This window comes from Nocardia testacea NBRC 100365 (assembly GCF_000308775.1).
Classification (GTDB): Bacteria; Actinomycetota; Actinomycetes; order Mycobacteriales; family Mycobacteriaceae; genus Nocardia; species Nocardia testacea.
This window is the reverse complement of the sequence record NZ_BAGJ01000005.1, coordinates 1-18,010: the sequence shown is the minus strand read 5'-3', so window position 1 is coordinate 18,010 and position 18,010 is coordinate 1. Positions and strand designations below refer to the sequence as shown.

Sequence of the window (18,010 nt, the reverse complement as noted above, 5' to 3'; positions counted from 1 at the left end):
GGTCACGGTGAACCGCGGGTCGTCGAACAATGCCGCGGGGAACGCGATGGTGTAGCGACGGACATTGGGATCGTTCGGGTACACGTCGGCGGCCAGTCGCAGGGTGTACTCGTCGCCACTGCGGCGGAACAGGAACGCATCGGGCGCACGCCACGGTGCCGCGGCCAGCGCGTCGAGAAGTTCGCCCGGTGTGTCCTTTTCACTCCACTGCTCGATCGCCGCGGATCGATCCGCGTAATCGGCCAGTGGATTGGCGTAGTGCGAGGTCATGCCCTGGAAACCGAAGTACGGATAGTAGGCGAGGAAAGTGGTGTCGCCGGTGAGCAGCACCGTGTCCGAGGGTTCGCGGCCGGTCTGCGCTCGCAACGCGTCGTCGATGTTGCGGTAGTGCCGGACCGCGGAGGGGTCGCGCTGATCGGCCCGCCGGCCGTCCCCGTCGGTATCGGTGTAGGCGGTGGTGATCTCGGGGGCCAGGACATGGGGGATGTCCTGGGCGTAGGCGAGCGCGCCCACCGTGGCCAGCACGATGGCCACCCAGCGGAACCGCGCCGGTTCGTTGAGGGCCTGGTACACCGCCCGCGCGCCCTCCACGAAGCCGAACCCGCCCGCGGCCGCCAGCAACACCAGCAGCACCGGTTCCAGCCGGAACGACAGCAGTGTCGACCCGGCCGCGGTGGCCAGCATCGACAACAACGACCACAGGTACACCGCGACCACGCCGAGGCCCAGCGACTGGGCGCGCCGCGAGGAGCTCGCGCGCATCACCAGCCAGATGGCTCCGATCAGGCACAGCGCACCGAGCAGCGAGAAATGCGCCATGGGAAACGGCAGTTCGGACCCGGCCTCGGGCAGGTAGTGGAACGCGCCACCGGACTGTAGTTTCGGCCGATCCAGCATCCGCACCAGGAACGGCAGGAACACCGGTAGCGCGATCAGCGCGGCGATCAGGCCCATCACGATCAGCCGCAGCAGCGGGGCGCCGATCGCCCGCCCGGCGCTACCGACCGGCGCATGCGACTCCCCGGTGTGCGCCGCGATCCGGCGCGGTGGCCGGGCGACGTAGCGCGCCCGCACTCCGAGCCCCGCGGCGACCACTGCCATGAGTACGACCGTGAACACGGCGAATGCGAAATACAGCGTGTAGCAAGCGGCGGCGAGCCCCAGGAACAACCCGGTCCCCAGGACCGCACCCCAGCCGCCCGCGGTGCGACCGGCGCTTTCCGGCTCGTCTCCGCCCCCGGTCTTCGCCCCGGCTCCGGTGAGCTCGGCGGGCCGGTACAGCGCGCCCCAGGCCATCACCAGCACCGGCGGCAGCAGAATCGCGATCACCGCGCCGTAGGCCTCCGGCGCGGCATAGGTGACGGCCACCGCTGTCACCGCGCTCGTGACCCCCACCGCCCAATCCGCGCGGATCAGCTGGGTCCACAGCACCAGCGACACGACCGCGGCCACCGCGATCGACCCGATCGCATACGGCTTGAATACTTCCCAGCCGTCCATACCGAGCACATTCGCCACCCGGCCGCCGACCCAGAACCAGCCGGCCGGATAGAACGGCGGCAGATCGGCGTAGGTCATATCGCGCAGCGCGGCGCTGTCGGTGAGCCGGGTCAGGTATTCGGTCCGGAACTCCTGGTCCACCGAGATCCCGAACAGATACAGCTTGGTGGCCGCCAGCGGCATTCCGAGAGTGACCGTGACGAACGCCGAGATACCCGTCCAGGACAGCAGTTTCGCGAGCCACCGGGAACGCCGCAGTCGCAGCAGGGCGATGGAACCCGCGATCAGCGCCGCGGCTCCCACCTGACCGACAGTGGTCAGTGCCCGCACGACATTGGAGGAGTTGAACGCGGGCCACTGCACCAGGGAGAACGCGACCAGCCCGACGGCGACCACCATCACCGCGACCACCGTCGCGAGCACCGCTTCGCCGACTCCGGCCCCGACCTGACGCACCAACCGCGCGCCGCGACTAGTCGTCATCGGCGTACTTACCTCCGGCTCCCGATCCACCTACTGGGCGTCGGTCAGCCTAGTGCAGGGGCTCCGGAGACGACCGTTCACACGGATAGGACGATCCAGCCGTCGGCTGACAACGGCTGCGCGGCCGCCTTCCGGCGCTCGAAAGACGCCGTAGCCACCAGTCATCGCTTATAGGCGCGCTTCGCCGCGGCGTGTGCGGCCTCGGCTCCCTCGATACCCAGTCCTTTGCCAATTCGAAGTAGTACCTGAGCGCGGCGGCGCGGTTCAGTCGTTGCTCATCCCGAGCCAGGCGCTGGTTGTACTGACGCAAAGCTTCGGCGACCGCCTCGGTTGCGGTCGAATGCCCACCGAGCGTCCTCGCCGATTCCAGATCCTCTTCATCGATCTCGACGAACACCATCACAACCTCCTGACCGGAAATACGGCGACCGACACCGGAATTGTGCATTCCGATGCCGGTCGCCGTGGTGCTTCAGATCAGAAAACCCGCAGCTTGCCCGGGTCCCACAACCCGTTGCGGGTCTCGGTGCCCGTCGCCAGTTCTGCCGGTACCGCGTCGTAGTACTGGTCGTAGCGTTCCAGCGTGCCCCAGTCCCGGCCCCAGTCGTTCTTCAGGTAGGTCGGGATCGTGGTCGACTTCGCCAGCATCTGGGAGAACCCGAGCGGTCCGCCGAACTCCTGGGCCTGCCAGGTGTTGGTGGAGCTCACCGCGAGCGGGCGATCCGGCAGGATGCGGAACTTCGGTACCTCGGCGACCCCGTTCACATGCCGGAACGGGCGCTGGCACGGGAACTGCAGGCCGACCGCCCAGTCGAGCAGGATCGGCTGCTGCGAACCGAAGTAGTCGTTGGCCGATTCCAGTTTCGGCACCCGCGGCGGGGTGAACGCCAGCCACTGGTCGCCGATCAGGATCGGGTCGTTGGCGACGACCCGGACCGCGTCGGCCTCGGGGGCGATCTCGTCCAGCGGCACCCGCAGGTTGCGCCAGGACGGGAAGGGACCGATATCGCGGGGCAGGTAGGTGCCGAGCTGGGTGACCGAACCGTCCGGCTGCCGTTTGCCGTAATCGACGGTCAGCGACTGGCCGTACTGCATGGCGCCGGTGTCGTCGTAGGACAGGATGCGCCCGGCCGCGGTGATGACCACCAGCGGATGGTCGGGCGAGCGTTCCGGCAGTTCGTACCAGCTCGACGAGACGAACGCCGGCTGCTGCACACCTTCCTGGTAGCTGCCCAGGATCGGGGTGGTGGCCGGGTCCAGGCCGAAGGGCAGGGCCACGGTGCTGCCGTTCACACCCTGCGCGCCCTGGCCGCCGCCGGTGCCGGCGTTCTGGCCCTCGGCGAACGCGGCGCCCACCGATTGGCTGGAGGTGTTGCCGGTACCCGGTTTCACCTCGACCGCGTCGGCGGACAGATCGTCGGGGACGCCGTTGGGGTCGAACCCGACCGGATCGACACCGGCGAGCGGGTCGTTCGGGTTCGTGGGCGGATGCGCGGGATCGATGATCGGGTTCAGCCGCCCGGCGTTCGCGTTCGATTCGACCAGGACATCGTTGGCCAGACCGCAGCTCTGCCCGGTCAGCGCGTCGATATTGCCACGGGCCAGCGAATACCCGGGGTACTGCGAGTAGGCGCCCTTGGCCAGCGAGAGCACTTCGAACAGCACCATGGCCGCGGCCACCAGCGTGAGCGGGATCGCCGCGAACTTGCGGACCCGGCGGCCCCGCGCGGTGCGGGTGGAGTTCGGCGGTTTGGCGTAACCCTCACGCAGGGCGTGCCAGCCGACGAGCAGCAGAGCCGCCGCGAACAGCACCAGCATCAGGGTGTTGGAGGAGAGCCCGGCCAGCACCACCCGCTTGTCGAACCAGGGCACTCCGTAACTGGACACGTACCAGTAGCCGTTGATACCGGAGAACGCCAGCGCCAGCGTGAACAGCAACCCGGCCAGGAAGATCGCCCGGTTCTTGCGCGCCCGCAGCGCCGAGGCCGATACCGCGACGGCGGTCACCGCGGCCAGCGAACCCGCGATACCGGCGTAGGCGCCGAAGTGGTGGGTCCACTTGGTCGGGTTGAACATCATGAAGAAGATCGTGCCGAACACCACTCCCATCAACCGCCAGGTCGGGGCGGCGGCGATACCCGGCACCCGGCGCCGGCGCAGCAGCACCAGCATGGTGGTGAACAGGCACAACAGCATGACGAGGAAGGCGAAGCGGCGCGACAGCGACCCGTCGACGGTCTCGACGAACAGGTAGTAGTACCGCAGATAGTCCTCGTACCAGGCCAGGTTGGGCCCGGCCAGCTGCCGGACCCGGTTCGCCTCCTGGATGCCGGCGAAGGTCTGATCGCCGTAGACCACGGTGAGCACCAGGAATCCGGCCGCGGCCAGCGGCGCCAGCAGCGCGACCGTGCCGTGCTCCCGGTGCCGGCGCACGATGACACGGGTGATGGGCCGGATACCGGCCAGCAGCGCGGCCACACACATCAGGCCGGTCGGCGCGGCGGCGAGCGTGAACGCCGCGACCACCACTGCCACCGCGGCCGGCAGCAACCGCGAGGTCGCGATGGCACGCTCGATGGAAACCCAGGTGAGCAGGGCGCCGAGAGCGACGATGGGCTCCGACCGCAGACCGTTGTCGTAGGGCAGCCAGAACGCCAGGAAGACCAGTCCACCGGTCCACAGCGGGACACTGCCGAACCAGGCGCGTCCCCGCGCGCCACGCAGGCCGTTGCCCAGCCGCGGCACCACCTCGCGGCTGATCACCATCCAGCACAGAATCCCGCACGCCAGCGCGGGCAGGCGCACCCACGGGCTGGCCGTGGAGATCTCGGCGAACAGCTGGATCACGTAGTAGTACCAGCCGAACGGCGCCTCGGGTACGCCGTACCAGCGGAAGTAGTTGGCCATATAGCCCGCGTCCGGCGCCACCCGGACCATGCTCAGGATGTAGCCGTCGTCGGAGGTGTTGGCGCCCAGGAAGTGCCAGATCAGCAGCGTGCCGACGACCCCGCCGTCGGCGAGGGTGGGTTTCGTCCAGTGCGCCGGCAGGAAACGCCGATGGCCACGCCCGTCACTGGTATCCAGTCGCGCCAGCGCCACCAGCGACAGCACCGTGCACAACACCGCGGCCACGATGGCGGCGAGTTTGATCCAGGTGGGGCTGGAGCTGAACCGGGTGTCGATCGTGGACTCCAGGCTCAGCCCGGCCGGGATACCGCCGGTCATATCGGTGAACACACCGACCATCTGCGGCCGCAGATCACCGACCAGCCGGCCCGCGTTGGGCTCCCCGGTCTCGGTGGTGAGCCCGACGAAGGCCGCGCTGGTGGCTTCGATATCCGAACGGATGGTGATGGCCGAGCAGTTCGCCATCTCCGCCCGGTCGGCACTCGCCACGACCGCGTTGCGGTCCACCACATCCACCGAGGTTTCCGAAACGCGGACGAACAGTGCCTCGAGCGCGGCGCGGTCGCCCTGCGGAGGGGCGGTGGCCAGCAGCATGCCGCCCTGCGGGGGCAGCTGGTTCACCGCCGCGCACGGGATGGTCGCGGTGAGGTCGATCGGCACCTGCGACATGAGCGGCGCCTGCACATTGGCCAGACTGTCCTGCTGCGGCCAGTTCAGCGTCGCCGTGGTCTGCGTGACGGGCAGGAAGGGCGTGGCGATCGCGAACAGCGCCCCCAGCACACCGGTGATGATCGCGACAAGACGCGCGACCCGGAAATCCTTCGGCGCGACCTTCGGCTCCGGCTCCGGTGGCGTCTTCGTCAGTACTGCGGTGGCGACTTCTGGCACGCTGGCATGCTACTTGGGCGCGGCGATCGCGGCCCGGTGGTGCCCCGGCGCGTACCCGATTCCAAGGAAAACACACCCGGTATCCGGCGCATATAAACCACTCGAATGGGGTAAAGACGGGCGGCTGGCACAATCGGCCCGAAAGCACCCCCTTGAGCGCGGGGTCCAGCGGCGGTAATGGAAAGGTAGAGGCATGACCAAGGTGAATCTCGAGACGAACTACGGAACCATCGGCCTCCAACTCGACGAGGCGAAGGCGCCGGACACCGTCCGCAACTTCGTCGAATACGTCAAGTCGGGACATTACGACGGCACGATCTTCCATCGCGTTATCCCGGGTTTCATGATCCAGGGCGGTGGTTTCGACGGCCAGATGCAGCAGAAACCCACGCAGGCCCCGATCCAGAACGAGGCGGCCAACGGCCTGAAGAACAACAAGTACACGGTCGCCATGGCGCGTACCAACGACCCGCACTCGGCGACCGCGCAGTTCTTCATCAATGTCGCCGACAACGACTTCCTCAACCACACCCAGCCCGCGGGCCAGGGCTGGGGCTACGCCGTCTTCGGTGAGGTCACCGAGGGGGCCGACGTGGTCGACAAGATCGCCGGCGTGTCCACCTCGTCGCAGGGCATGCACCAGGACGTACCGGTGGAGAACGTGGTCATCGAATCCGCGGCCGTCACCGGCTGACCACGATCCGTACGCGACGGTTCGGGTTGTTCCGGCGGAACAACCCGAACCGGAACCATCTACAGCGGCAGCAGGTGATGCTTGCGCGGGTTGCGGATCACGGTCTTGTCCCGCAACAGATGTAGCGCCCGGCGTAGTTCCAGCCGGGTCTGCGCCGGTTCGATCACCGCGTCGATGAATCCGCGTTCGGCCGCCACCCACGGCGTTGCCATGGTGGCGTTGTAGAAGTCGATCATCTGCTGGCGCACGGCCGCCTTCTGATCCTCGGGCGCGGCCGCGATCTGGGCCGCCCCGATCAGGCTGACCGCGCTCTCCGCACCCATGACCGCGATCCGGGCGGTGGGCCAGGCCAGGTTGATATCGGCGCCCAGTTGCTTGGATCCCATCACCGCGTAGCCGCCGCCGTAGGACTTGCGGACCACCACGGTCACCTTCGGCACGGTCGCCTCCACGAAGGCGAACAGGAACCGGCCACCGCGCTTGATCACGCCGACCTTCTCCTGCTCCACGCCGGGCAGGAAGCCGGGAGTGTCGACCACGAACACCAGCGGGATCTCGTAGGCGTCGCAGAGCCGGACGAAATGCGAGGCCTTGTCCGAGGCCCGGGCGTCGAGGGCGCCCGCGTAGACCATCGGCTGGTTTGCCACCACACCGACGCTGCGCCCGTCCACCCGGGCGAATCCGGTGATGATGTTACGGCCGGCTTCGGCGCCGTACTCGTGGAAGTGGCCGTCGTCGAAAATACGCAGCAGCACCTCGTGCATGTCGTAACCGGAGTTGTCCGAATCCGGCACGATCGCGTTCAGTTCCCGGTCCGAATCGGTGATCTCCGGTTCGAGGCCGGGATTCACGATCGGCGGTTTCTCCTGGCAGCTGGTCGGCAGGTACGACAGGTATTCCCGGACCCAGGCGAAGGCCGCCTGCTCGTCCTTGGCGACATGGTGGATATTGCCGTACTGGGCCTGGCTGTGCGCCCCGCCCAGCTCTTCCAGGCTGACGTCCTCACCGGTGACCTCGCGGATGACCTTGGGGCCGGTGACGAACATATAGGCCGCCTCGGTGGCGACCACGACATCGGTGTTGATCGGCGAGTACACCGCACCACCGGCGCATTTGCCGAGGATCAGCGAAACGGTCGGCACCATCCCCGAGAGCAGTTCCTGCCGGGTAGCCAGCTCGGCGTACCAGGCCAGCGAGGACACCGCCTCCTGTACCCGGGCACCGCCGGAGTCGTTGATACCGACCAGCGGGCAGCCCACCTTGGCCGCGTACTCCATCACCGCGGCCACCTTGCGGCCGAACATCTCACCGACCGACCCGCCGTACACGGTCTGATCGTGGGAGAACACCGCGACGGGGCGGCCGTCGACCAGGCCGTGGCCGGTGACCACACCGTCGCCGTAGAGCGCGTCCGGGTCACCCGGGCGCCGGACCAGAGCGCCGATCTCGACGAACGAACCCGGATCCAGCAGCATCTTGATCCGGTCGCGGGCGCTGGGAATCCCCTTGCGCGCCCGCTTCGCGACAGCGGTCTCCCCTGCCGGTTCCTGCGCCAGTTCCAGTCGTTTACGCAGATCGGCGAGTTTCTCGGCAGTCGTGCTCACTAGCTCCCTTTCCCGGCCGCGCTCTAGGTGATCCGGTCGAGTTTAGCGGTCAGGTCCGCGCCGATTCGGCCGATCCTCGGTTCGTCGATGATCTGGAGGTGGTCGCCGGGGATGTGCACGATCTCCAGGTTGGGCAGGTACTCGTCCCAGCCGCCGTTGGGACGGCGTTCGGCGTAGCGGGGTTCGAGCTCGATCGCGCCGTCGTGGTAGCGGTCGGCCAGATAGAGCACCACATCGCCCTCGTAGTGCGTGGGCTGGACCCGCTGCAGCGCGCGGTTCTCGATCCACGAGGTCTTCTGGTGTTCGAGCACTCCGCCCGGGATCTTCGCCCCGGTCATCTTGATCAGATCCGTGATCATCTTGAACTGCTCCTCCTCGGAGGAGTCGGCCAGTTCGCGGAGCTGGTCATCGTCGAGCTCACCGGCGATATTGAAGGTCTTCTTGGCGAACACCTGGTAGCGCCGCATACGCTCCAACCGCTCCTGCGGGCTGTTGTCCTCCGGCTCGGCGGGGATGGCGAGGTCGATCAGGCCCACCAGACGCACATCGGCGCCCTCGGCACGCAGAATCTGCGCGACCGCCATCGCCAGGACCGCGCCCAGCGACCAGCCGTAGAGCACATAGGGCCCCTCGCCTTGGAGTTTGCGCAGTTCGGGCACGTACTCCCGGGCCCGCTCCTCGATCGCACCGTCGACCCGCTCGAACCCGTACATCGGGGTCCCCTCGGGCAGCCGCTTCAGCAAGGGCTCGTAGACCAGCGTATTGCCGCCGGCCGGATGGAAGACGAATACCGGTACCGCGTCGGAGTTCTCGCCCCGCGGCCGGATGGGCCGGACGAAGCCGTCGACATCGGCCCCGCTGTCCTGCAGGGTGCGCACCACATCGGCGAGCTGCTCGATGGTCTCCGCATCCAGCACATCGTCGACGGTGATCTCCGCCCCGACCCGCTCGGTGAGCCGTGCGGCGAGCTTCTCGGCGGTGTCCTCGTCCAGGATCGGCAGGGTGTTGAAGATACCCCCGGCCGATTCGCCGGTGATGGTGGCCCAGGCCGCATAGGTGAGGCGTTCGGCAGCGTCACGTGGCGGAACGTTGTCCTCATCCGACCCCGACCCCGTGGCTCCGCCCGCGACCAGCGCGGCGCCCGCGGCCGGTTCTGCCTTCGGTGCGGCGGCCGGCTCCGGGGCCGGATCGCTCGCCGCCGGCGCGTCCGCGGCGGCGCCGGTCCCCTGGTTCAGCGCGGTGACCGGGTCCTCCCCGGCCTCCATCGCGGCCTTGGCGGCGTTCACGAAGTCGTCGTCCACATTCAGTGCGCCCGATTCGCCAGTGGCCTGCTGATCGGCCATCGCCTGGACCTGGTCGCGGTGCTCGATCGCGTAGCGGAGCACCTTGCCGACCTCATGCAGGCTGGCATCGCGCACCGCGGAGACCTGCAGTTGCGGGATATCGAATTCGTATTCGACCCGGTTCTTGATCCGCATGGCCATCAGGGAGTCCAGCCCGAGTTCCATGAGCGGGATCTCCATCGGCAGATCCTCGACCGCGTACCCCATGGATTCGGCGACGATCAGGGCCAGCCGCTCCTCCACCGTCTGGCCGCTGTCCGGATCCCAGCGATCTCCGAAACCGGCGGTATCGATCACCTCCACGACCTCGGCCTCCGCGGGCGCGGCCGGGATCGCGACGGGTTCGGCGGGCACCGGCAGCGCGGCGCCGGAGGTGACGACCGCGTCGAACAGCAACCGGAACTGCGCACCCTCGCGGGCGTGCACCTGGATGGACGCGCCGCCGGGGTGCGGGGTCAGCGTGGTGACCAGTGTGCCGGTCGCGGGCAGCGGCGCGTGCGCGATGCTCGCGCCCGGGTTCACCTCCGCCAGTACCTGCGTCGCGGCCGAACGCACCAGCGTGGGCAGATCGTCGACCGACGCGGCCTGCACCTCCCAGACGTGCCGGCCGTCCGGCAGCGCGACCGACGCACCCGGTACCCGGGTGTTCCCGCCGGCCGAGAAACCGCGCACCTTGGGCCAGTACGGTTTCCGCACGAACGCGGTACGCGGGATATCGGCGTACGGTCCGGCCGGTACCAGTGAGCCCAGGTCCACGGCATGGCCGTGCACGTACAGCTGCGCCAGCGCGGCGATGACACCGGCCGATTCGTCCTCCTTACGCTTGAGCGTCGGAATCAGCTGCGCGTCGGGGAGCCCGGCGGCGAAGGTGGTGCCCAGCACCTGCATCAATGCCACCGAGTTCGGCGCGAGCTCCAGGAAGGTGGTGATCCCCGAATCGACCGCGAGTCGCACCGCGTTGGTGAAGTACACGCTGTGCCGCATGTTCTTCACCCAGTAGTCCTCGGTGTGCACCGGGTCGTGGCCGGGCGCGTAGTACTGCTCCTTGTCGACCGTGGAGTACAGCCCGACCTTCGGCTTCGTGGGCTCGATACCGGCCAGTTCGGCGGCCAGCTCACCCAGCAGCGGGTCCATCTGCGAGGTGTGCCCGGCTCCCTTGGTCTGCAGGACACGGGCGAACTTGCCGGCTTCCTCCACCCGGCCCACGATCGCCGAGACCTGGTCCACCGGGCCACCGATCACCGTATTGGTCGGCGCGGCGTACACCGCGACCTCGACATCGGGGAATTCCGGCAGCAGCGCGGCGACCTCGTCGGCGCTCATCTCGACCAGGGCCATATTGCGCACGTCGGCGTCGGAGAGCATCTGCTCGCCCTCGCCCATCAACCGCGACCGCGCGCAGATGACGCGCACCGCGTCCTCCAGCGGCAGCCCGCCGCAGATGTAGGCGCCCGCCACCTCGCCCATGGAGTGCCCGACCACGGCGGCGGGCTCCGCGCCGTGTGCGCGCAGCAGCGCGGCCAGACCGAGCTGGATGGTGAAGATGCCGACCTGGGAAGTGCCCACGTCGTAGTCCTGGCCGTCGTCGAGGATCATCTCGCGCACCGAGTACCCGGCCTCGTCCTGCACGAGTTCGTCGACCTCGTCGACGGTGCGCCGGAAGATCGCGTTCTCCTGGTAGAGCTGTTTGCCCATCTTCCGGTGCTGGGCACCGAAACCGGCCATCACCCACATGGGTCCCTGCGCGGCGGGGGCGTCGGCGGTGAAAACACCGGGGCCGGGTTTACCGGCGGCGATCGCCCGCAGTCCGGCCACGGCCTCGGTGTGGTCCTTGGCCAGCACCACCCCGCGCGAACGCCAATGGCTGCGCCGGGCCAGCGAACGGGCCACATCCACGAGCGGAGTCCGCTGTCCCGCTTCGGTTTCCAGCCAGTCGGCCAGGTCCGCGGCGGCGCGACGACGGCGCGAGGGCAGGTAGGCGGAGACGGCCAGGATCACCGGCAGCGGTTCGGTACGGTCGGCCGACCACTCGGGCTCGGGAGCGGCGTCGGCGGTGACCGCCTCGGCCTCGGCGACCACATCGGTGCTCGCCAGGTCCAGCGTGTCGCTGTCGGTGTCCGGTACGAACGGTTCGGAGACCTCCGCCGGCGCCGCGGGCACGTACTCCTGCACCACCAGGTGCGCATTGGTTCCGCCGAAACCGAAACCGGAGATACCGACCGTGGCGGTACCGCTGTAGCGCGGGAACGGTGTCGGCTCGTCGACGACCTTCAATCGGGCCTGATCGAACGGGATATAGGGGTTCGGGCCCGCGTAGTTGATATTGGCGGGCAGCACATCGTGCTGGAACGCCAGGATCACCTTGGCCAGGCTCGCCGCGCCCGCACCGGATTCCAGATGCCCGAAATTGGTCTTCGCCGAACCCAGCAGTGCCGGGGCGTCGGCCGCGCGGCCGGCGCCGACCACCCGGCCCAGCGCATCGGCCTCGATCGGATCACCGATGAGGGTGCCGGTGCCGTGCGCTTCGATGTAGTCGACGGTGGACGGCACGATACCGGCGTCGCGGTAGGCGCGGCGCAGCACATCGGCCTGGGCGTCGGGGTTCGGGGCGATGAGACCGTTGGAGCGGCCGTCGCTGTTGACCGCCGACCCCTTGATCACGGCGAGGATGTTGTCGCCGTCACGTTCGGCGTCGGCCAGGCGCTTGAGCACCACCAGTCCGGCGCCCTCGGATCGCACCATTCCGTCGGCGTCCGCGGAGAACGCCTTGATCCGGCCGTCCTTGGACACCGCCCCGTTCTTGTCGAACCCGAGCGTGGTCATGGGGATGAGCAGCATGTTCACCCCGCCCGCCAAGGCGACGTCCGCGTCGCCCGCGCGCAGGGCCTGTACGGCCTGGTGGACCGCCACCAGCGTGGACGAGCAGGCGGTGTCGACCGCGACCGACGGGCCGCGGAAATCGTAGAAGTAGGACACCCGGTTGGCGATGATGCTGCTCGCGCTGCCCATGATCTTGTAGGCCTCGGCCGACGCCGGTACGTTCGGGTCGGTCTCGCCCAGGCTCATGGCGGCGATCAGCTGGAAATCGTTGGTCGAGGTGCCGATATAGACACCGACCGATTCGCCGCGCAGATCGCTGGCCGGAATACGGGCGTGCTCGAGCGCCTCCCAGGTCAGTTCCATCACCAGACGCTGCTGCGGGTCGATACGCTCGACCTCGATCGGCGACATGGCGAAGAACTCGGCGTCGAAATCGGTGACGACCCGCTGATCCAGATAGCCGCCGCGCACATTGCCCGCGGCGACCTCGGCCGCCACCTGCGGTTCGCTCAGGAACTCCGCCCAGCGCCCCTCCGGGAGATCGCGTATGGCGTCGCCACCGTTGATCAGGAAATCCCAGGTCGATTCCGGGGTGTCGCCCGCACCGGGCAGCCGGGTCGACAAACCCACGATGGCGATATCGTGCGCGTCCCCCGGGGCGTACCCGGCGGTGTAGAACTGGTCGTCGGTGGCCTCGGCGGTGATCTCCGGCGGGCCGTTGACGATGACATCGGCCAACGAGGCGATGGTCGGGTGCTGGTAAACCACGGTCGCGTTCAGCACCACACCGGTGAGTTCCTCGATCTCACCACCCAGCGCGAGCGCATCCCGGGAAGCCAGTCCGAACTCCTCCATCGGACGGTCCACCGTGATCTTGTCGACCGACTGGCCGGTGGCCTCGGCGACCCAGCGCCGCAGCCATTCCCGCAGCTCGGCGACCGAGAGTTCGGTGCCCGGCGTGCCATCGCCGACCGAGGGCGCGTCGCCGGTCCCGGCGGCGCGATCCTTCTCGGCAGCGGGAAGGTTCTCGGTCGTTTCCGGCGACATGCCCTCGTTATCAGCCATCAGTCCTCAAGCTACCTGTCTGTACGCGGTGCCCGGCAACAGCCTGCGCATCGCTGTGGTGGATGGGCGCTTCGCTTCGCTCACTCGAGGCCGCGACCCGGCTCGGTTGTCGGTCTATTCCTCGGGTGCGTCCGGGAATGCCTGCTGGGTGTAACCGCCCCGCAGGGTGCCCTCGACATAGGCGGCCTTGCAGGCACGCCGGGCGATCTTGCCGCTGGACGTACGCGGAATCGAACCCGCCGGCACCAGGAGCAGGTCCCGCACCGTCACGCCGTGACGCTGGGAGATCGCGGCACGGACCGCGTCGGCGATCGGCAGCGGATCCGCCTTACCGGCACCCGGACCGCGCTCGGCCACGATCACCAGCTGCTCGGAGGCATCGTCGGCGTCGAACTTCAAACCCGAATGGCTGCCCTGTGCGAACACCTCGGCGGGCAGCTGGTTGGCCGGTACCGAGAACGCCGCGACGAACCCGGGCCGTAGCGCACCGCTGGCCTCCTGCGCGGAGAACTCCAGGTCCTGCGGGTAGTGATTACGCCCGTCCACGATCACCAGGTCCTTGACCCGGCCGGTGATGTAGAGCTCGCCGTCGAAATACACGCCGTAGTCGCCGGTCCGCATCCAGTTCGCGTCCGGCGTGGTGCCCTCGGCGTGGCTGCCCTCCGCCAGCGGGGTGACGATCTTGTTCTGGAAGGTTGCCGCGGTCTCGGCCGGACGGCCCCAGTACCCGATGCCCATATTGTTGCCGTGCAACCAGATCTCGCCCACGTGGCCGTCGGGCTGCTCCCGGGCGTCACCGTCGACCGATTCCGGATCGACGATCACCGCCCACTGAGATTTCGCCACATAACCGCAGCTCACCTGCGCGATCGCATTCTCGGCGCCCTGATCGACCCGCACCATGCGCCCGGCGTTGAGCTCCGCCCGGTCCACATAGGTGACCTTGGCCTCGTCCTCGGCCTTGGTCGCCGAGACGAACAGGGTGGCCTCGGCCATGCCGTAGCACGGTTTGATGGCCGTCTTCGGCAGCCCGTACGGCGCGAACGCGTCGTTGAACTTCTTCATCGACGAGGTCGTCACCGGTTCACTGCCGTTGATCAGGCCGATCACATTGGACAGATCCAGCGATTCACCGTTCTTGGGCAGACCGCGCACGGCCGCGTGCTCGAAGGCGAAGTTCGGGGCGGCGGCGAAGGTGCCCGCACCGTCGGAGGCGGCGGCCAGTTCCTTGATCCACCGGTAGGGCCGCCGCACGAACGAGGCAGGCGACATGATGGTGATGAACTTGCCACCCACGGCCGGCAGGATCACCGTCAGCAGACCCATATCGTGGAACAGCGGCAGCCAGGTGACACCGCGCGAGTTCCAGTCGAGGTTGATGGCATCCACCATCTGCAGCAGGTTGGTGCCCACGGCGCGGTGGGTGATCTCCACACCCGCCGGGGTCCGGGTGGAACCCGAGGTGTACTGCAGGTAGGCGATATCGTCCACCGCGATATCCGGGCGGGCCCAGCTGTCGCCGACACTGTCGGGAATCGCGTCCACGGCGATGATGCGCGGCCGCTGCGCGGCGGGCAGCCCGCGGAAGAACTGGCGCACCCCGGCCGCCGCCGAACTGGCGGTGAGAATGGCCGACGGTTTGCAGTCGCCCAGTACGGCGTGCAGCCGGTCGGTATGACCCGGTTCGTCCGGATCGAACAGCGGCACCGCGATCGTGCCCGCGTAAATGGCGGCAAAGAATGAGATCACATAGTCGAGTCCCTGCGGCGCGAGGACCGCCACTCGGTCACCGGGAGTGGTGACCTGCTGCAGGCGACCGGCCACCGCGCGCAGCCGGACCCCGAACTGTTGCCACGTCAGCTCGTGTACCTCACCATCGCGCTCGCGCGAGTAGTCGATGTAGCGGTACGCCAAGGTGTTCGCGTCGTTACGGGTGTGCTTCTCGACGTGGTCGACCAGGGTGCGATCATCGGGAATGGTGATGTTCCCGTTCTCGTCCAGGTAGTCGTCGAAAGTCTCGTCCATTCCTTCTCCTCCGAGGCGCACGCGGCAACGGCACGATCGCCGTTATTTACTGTGTGGCCCCGACTCGCTTTCGCCGCGGGTGCTCTCCATTCGAGAACCGACCCTGCGGGTTCTGGGTGCGGTCTGCGCGGTGACCGCTATCGGCTAGATGTTCTCAAACCAGAGACATGTTACAGAGACGAGCTTCTCACTCCTCCCGGAGCAAGGGAATCACCGGCGCGAATGCGTCCATCTGGGTGGGGAATATCCCCACATAGGACATACCGGTGAGTTGCCGCACACGGCGAATCTGGTCGGCGATCTCCTCGAACGTACCGATCGCCACATACGGCGAGCTCAAGATCTCCTCCACCGACAGCTTCACGTCGACCTCCAGGTCGGGATGCAGCCCGCGCTCTATGGCCGACAGCGCCATCTCGGCGGTCTTCTCCCGGTCGTCGGTGATGACGATGGCCGTGATCGCCCAGTTCAGCTCGATCTGCTCGAACCGGTCCCCCGCGGCCTCCTTGATCAGGTTCACCTTCTCGATGGTCTTCTCGAGCGTGATACCCGAGAGCAGACCCTTACCGTTCGAGGTGGTGACCGGAACGATGGAGATGATGTCGGCATGCTTCGCGGCGAGCTTCAGCATCCTGGGACCACCGCCGCCGGTGCACAGCGGCGGCCGCGGGCCCTGCCGCGGCCGTGGGGTCCCCTTGACGCCGTGCACCTGGTAGTACTTGCCCTCGAAGGTGCATTCCTGGCCGCGCAGCAGCGTATCGAGAATGGTCAGCGTCTCGTCGAGCTTGGCCAGCCGGATACCCGGGCGGTCGTAGTCCAGCCCGGCGGCCTCGAACTCGTCGGCCTTCCAGCCGGCCCCGATCCCCACCTCGAGGCGGCCCTTGGACAGCACATCGATGGTGGCCAGATCCTTGGCCAGCACCACCGGATGCCGAAACCCGTTGGCCAGCACCGACGTACCCAGCCGAATCCGGTCGGTGGCCTGGGTCAGCGCGCCGAGAGCGGCGATCGGACCGATCTGGTCACCGAGATGGTCGGGCACGACGAAGGTGTCGTAGCCGTACTCCTCGGCCTGCTGCGCCGTCTGGATGAACTTGCGGGCGCCGCCCTCCTGCTTGTTTCCCTCACCCGCGGCCGCGAAGCGGAACTTACGCAGCGGGGTGCCCAGCGCGCTCAACTCATCCACCGGTGCGGCGGCTTCTGTCATGAACTCATGCTCCTGGATATCGGAAGTCTGCGCATCCCGTGCCGGCGCAGGGCCCGGGACGCGCGATCACCAGCGCACTTTACAGCCTGCCAGGCAGCGGGGAACACGCTGACTGCGGTGAATTGTCACAAGACGGCCGCCGCGGCGCCGTCTCCGCCGGATCCGGAGATCACGAGTGCGGCGGAGACGGCGCGCTCTCGACCAGACCGATCGCCCAGTCGGCCGCCCACTGGGTGGCGGTTGTGCCGTTCGGGTCCACCACGAAGTTGTGGTAGAGGCTGTGCACCGGGTTGCCCACCGCCTGCGCGAGGGTCCCGATACTGCCGAAGATATTGGACGGACTCAGCGCGTTGCGGGGCGCGTCGCAGATCAGGTCACCGGGCGCGCAGATCGTGTACACGCGGTCGGCCAGATCACCGAATCCCTCTTTACGGACACCGGTCATGGTGATGCCGGGAACGGTCAGCCCGGCCAGAGCCACCTCCGCGCCGACCCCGGGCGGCGGGGTGCCCACCTGGATCGGCTGCCCGTCACCGGTCTCGCCGGACCGCCGCCCGTCGGCGATCAAGGTGACCCCGAGCACCCGGTCCGCGGGTACCGGACCGTTGCCCTTGCCGATCTGTTCGGCGATATCGCCCGCGATCACCGCACCCTGCGAGAACCCGGCAAGCACATAGGTGGTGAGCGGGCACTCCTGGTGACGTTGGGTCAGGAAATCGAAGGTCCGCCGGCTGCCCTCGGTGCGGCTGGCGTTGTAGGAGGCCTGACCGTCCGGTGGAATCGCGATCGGATTGGAGAACTGCGCGATGTAGGGGACGGTGTAGACGTCGACCCGGCCCTCCGGGAACTGGTTCCGGACCGGATTGCTCACATTGAGCATGAGCGAGGCCGGGTTGGCCGTCGGGTTGTACGGGTCGTCGGTGCTGTTGGACTCCCACGTACCCGGCACCGAGATCATCTGTACATCCGGGCAGCTCGCAGGCTGACTGGTCGGCTCCCCCGGCCCCGGTTCGGGGCCCGGGCCCGGCCCCGGCTCCCGCAGGCAGCCGGCCAGCAGATACCAGAGCAGGATCACGATGACGAGCCCGACGACTCCCACCGCGAGCAATGTCAGACAACCCTTCGGCCGGGACCGACGGGACCCGGTACGTCCTCTACTCATCGGCTATCACTGGCAGTAATGCGCTTTGGCGGTGCTGATGTAGATCTGACCCGCCTGCTCCACCGGCATCTTCGCGGGGTCGAACGACGGATCCGAACCCGCCATCGCGTTCACGAACGTCGCCATATCGGCATCCGAGGTCCCCGCGGCCACACCCTGGCAGACGTAGTTGCCGATACTGAGCGCGATATCCGGGGACGACGGAGTCACACCCTGCTTCGCCAGCTCGTCGACGAAGGTCTGCTCCTTGGCACCGAGGTTTCCGGTGTCGGTCTCCTGCGGCGGCACCGGGGCGGGACGCTCCGGCTCCTC

General features: G+C 68.0%; 10 protein-coding genes. 1 reads left to right on the top strand and 9 read right to left on the bottom strand.

Annotated features, from left to right (window positions below; genetic code table 11):
• The 3 genes from ON38_RS00680 to ON38_RS00675 all read right to left on the bottom strand — a co-directional run.
• Positions 1–1,983 (bottom strand): galactan 5-O-arabinofuranosyltransferase (locus tag ON38_RS00680; RefSeq protein WP_051164233.1); only part of this gene is annotated, 1,983 nt, incomplete at its 3' end.
• A 49-nt stretch (positions 1,984–2,032) separates the two neighbouring features.
• Complete coding sequence (locus tag ON38_RS34590) at positions 2,033–2,383, bottom strand: type II toxin-antitoxin system VapB family antitoxin (RefSeq protein ID WP_218000724.1); 351 nt, start codon at positions 2,381–2,383, stop codon at positions 2,033–2,035.
• Positions 2,384–2,460: 77 nt separating this feature from the next.
• Positions 2,461–5,778, bottom strand: coding sequence for an arabinosyltransferase domain-containing protein (locus ON38_RS00675; protein WP_039821503.1), 3,318 nt, complete (start codon positions 5,776–5,778; stop codon positions 2,461–2,463).
• Positions 5,779–5,971: 193 nt separating this feature from the next.
• On the opposite strand from ON38_RS00675, the gene ON38_RS00670 reads away from it, so the two are divergent.
• Positions 5,972–6,472: a peptidylprolyl isomerase gene (locus ON38_RS00670; RefSeq protein ID WP_039821502.1), complete on the top strand. Its 501-nt coding sequence runs from the start codon at positions 5,972–5,974 to the stop codon at positions 6,470–6,472.
• Positions 6,473–6,531: 59 nt separating this feature from the next.
• Here the strand turns inward: ON38_RS00670 and ON38_RS00665 are convergent, their stop codons facing one another.
• From ON38_RS00665 to ON38_RS00640, 6 genes are all read right to left on the bottom strand, one after another.
• Complete coding sequence (locus ON38_RS00665; protein WP_039821501.1) at positions 6,532–8,076, bottom strand: acyl-CoA carboxylase subunit beta; 1,545 nt, start codon at positions 8,074–8,076, stop codon at positions 6,532–6,534.
• A 23-nt stretch (positions 8,077–8,099) separates the two neighbouring features.
• A complete protein-coding gene (gene pks13 / locus ON38_RS00660; RefSeq protein WP_083872059.1) occupies positions 8,100–13,304 on the bottom strand; it encodes a polyketide synthase Pks13 in 5,205 nt (1,734 codons plus the stop codon).
• Positions 13,305–13,418: 114 nt separating this feature from the next.
• A complete protein-coding gene (gene fadD32 / locus ON38_RS00655; protein ID WP_039821500.1) occupies positions 13,419–15,329 on the bottom strand; it encodes a long-chain-fatty-acid--AMP ligase FadD32 in 1,911 nt (636 codons plus the stop codon).
• Between the two features lie 187 nt (positions 15,330–15,516).
• Positions 15,517–16,536 carry an LLM class F420-dependent oxidoreductase gene (locus ON38_RS00650; protein WP_039821499.1) on the bottom strand — a complete coding sequence of 340 codons (1,020 nt, stop codon included), beginning with the start codon at positions 16,534–16,536 and terminating at the stop codon, positions 15,517–15,519.
• Between the two features lie 169 nt (positions 16,537–16,705).
• Positions 16,706–17,698 carry a cutinase family protein gene (locus tag ON38_RS00645; RefSeq protein WP_039821498.1) on the bottom strand — a complete coding sequence of 331 codons (993 nt, stop codon included), beginning with the start codon at positions 17,696–17,698 and terminating at the stop codon, positions 16,706–16,708.
• A gap of 6 nt (positions 17,699–17,704) precedes the next feature.
• A partial coding sequence (locus ON38_RS00640) for a DUF732 domain-containing protein (RefSeq protein WP_039821496.1) occupies positions 17,705–18,010 on the bottom strand: 306 nt, incomplete at its 5' end.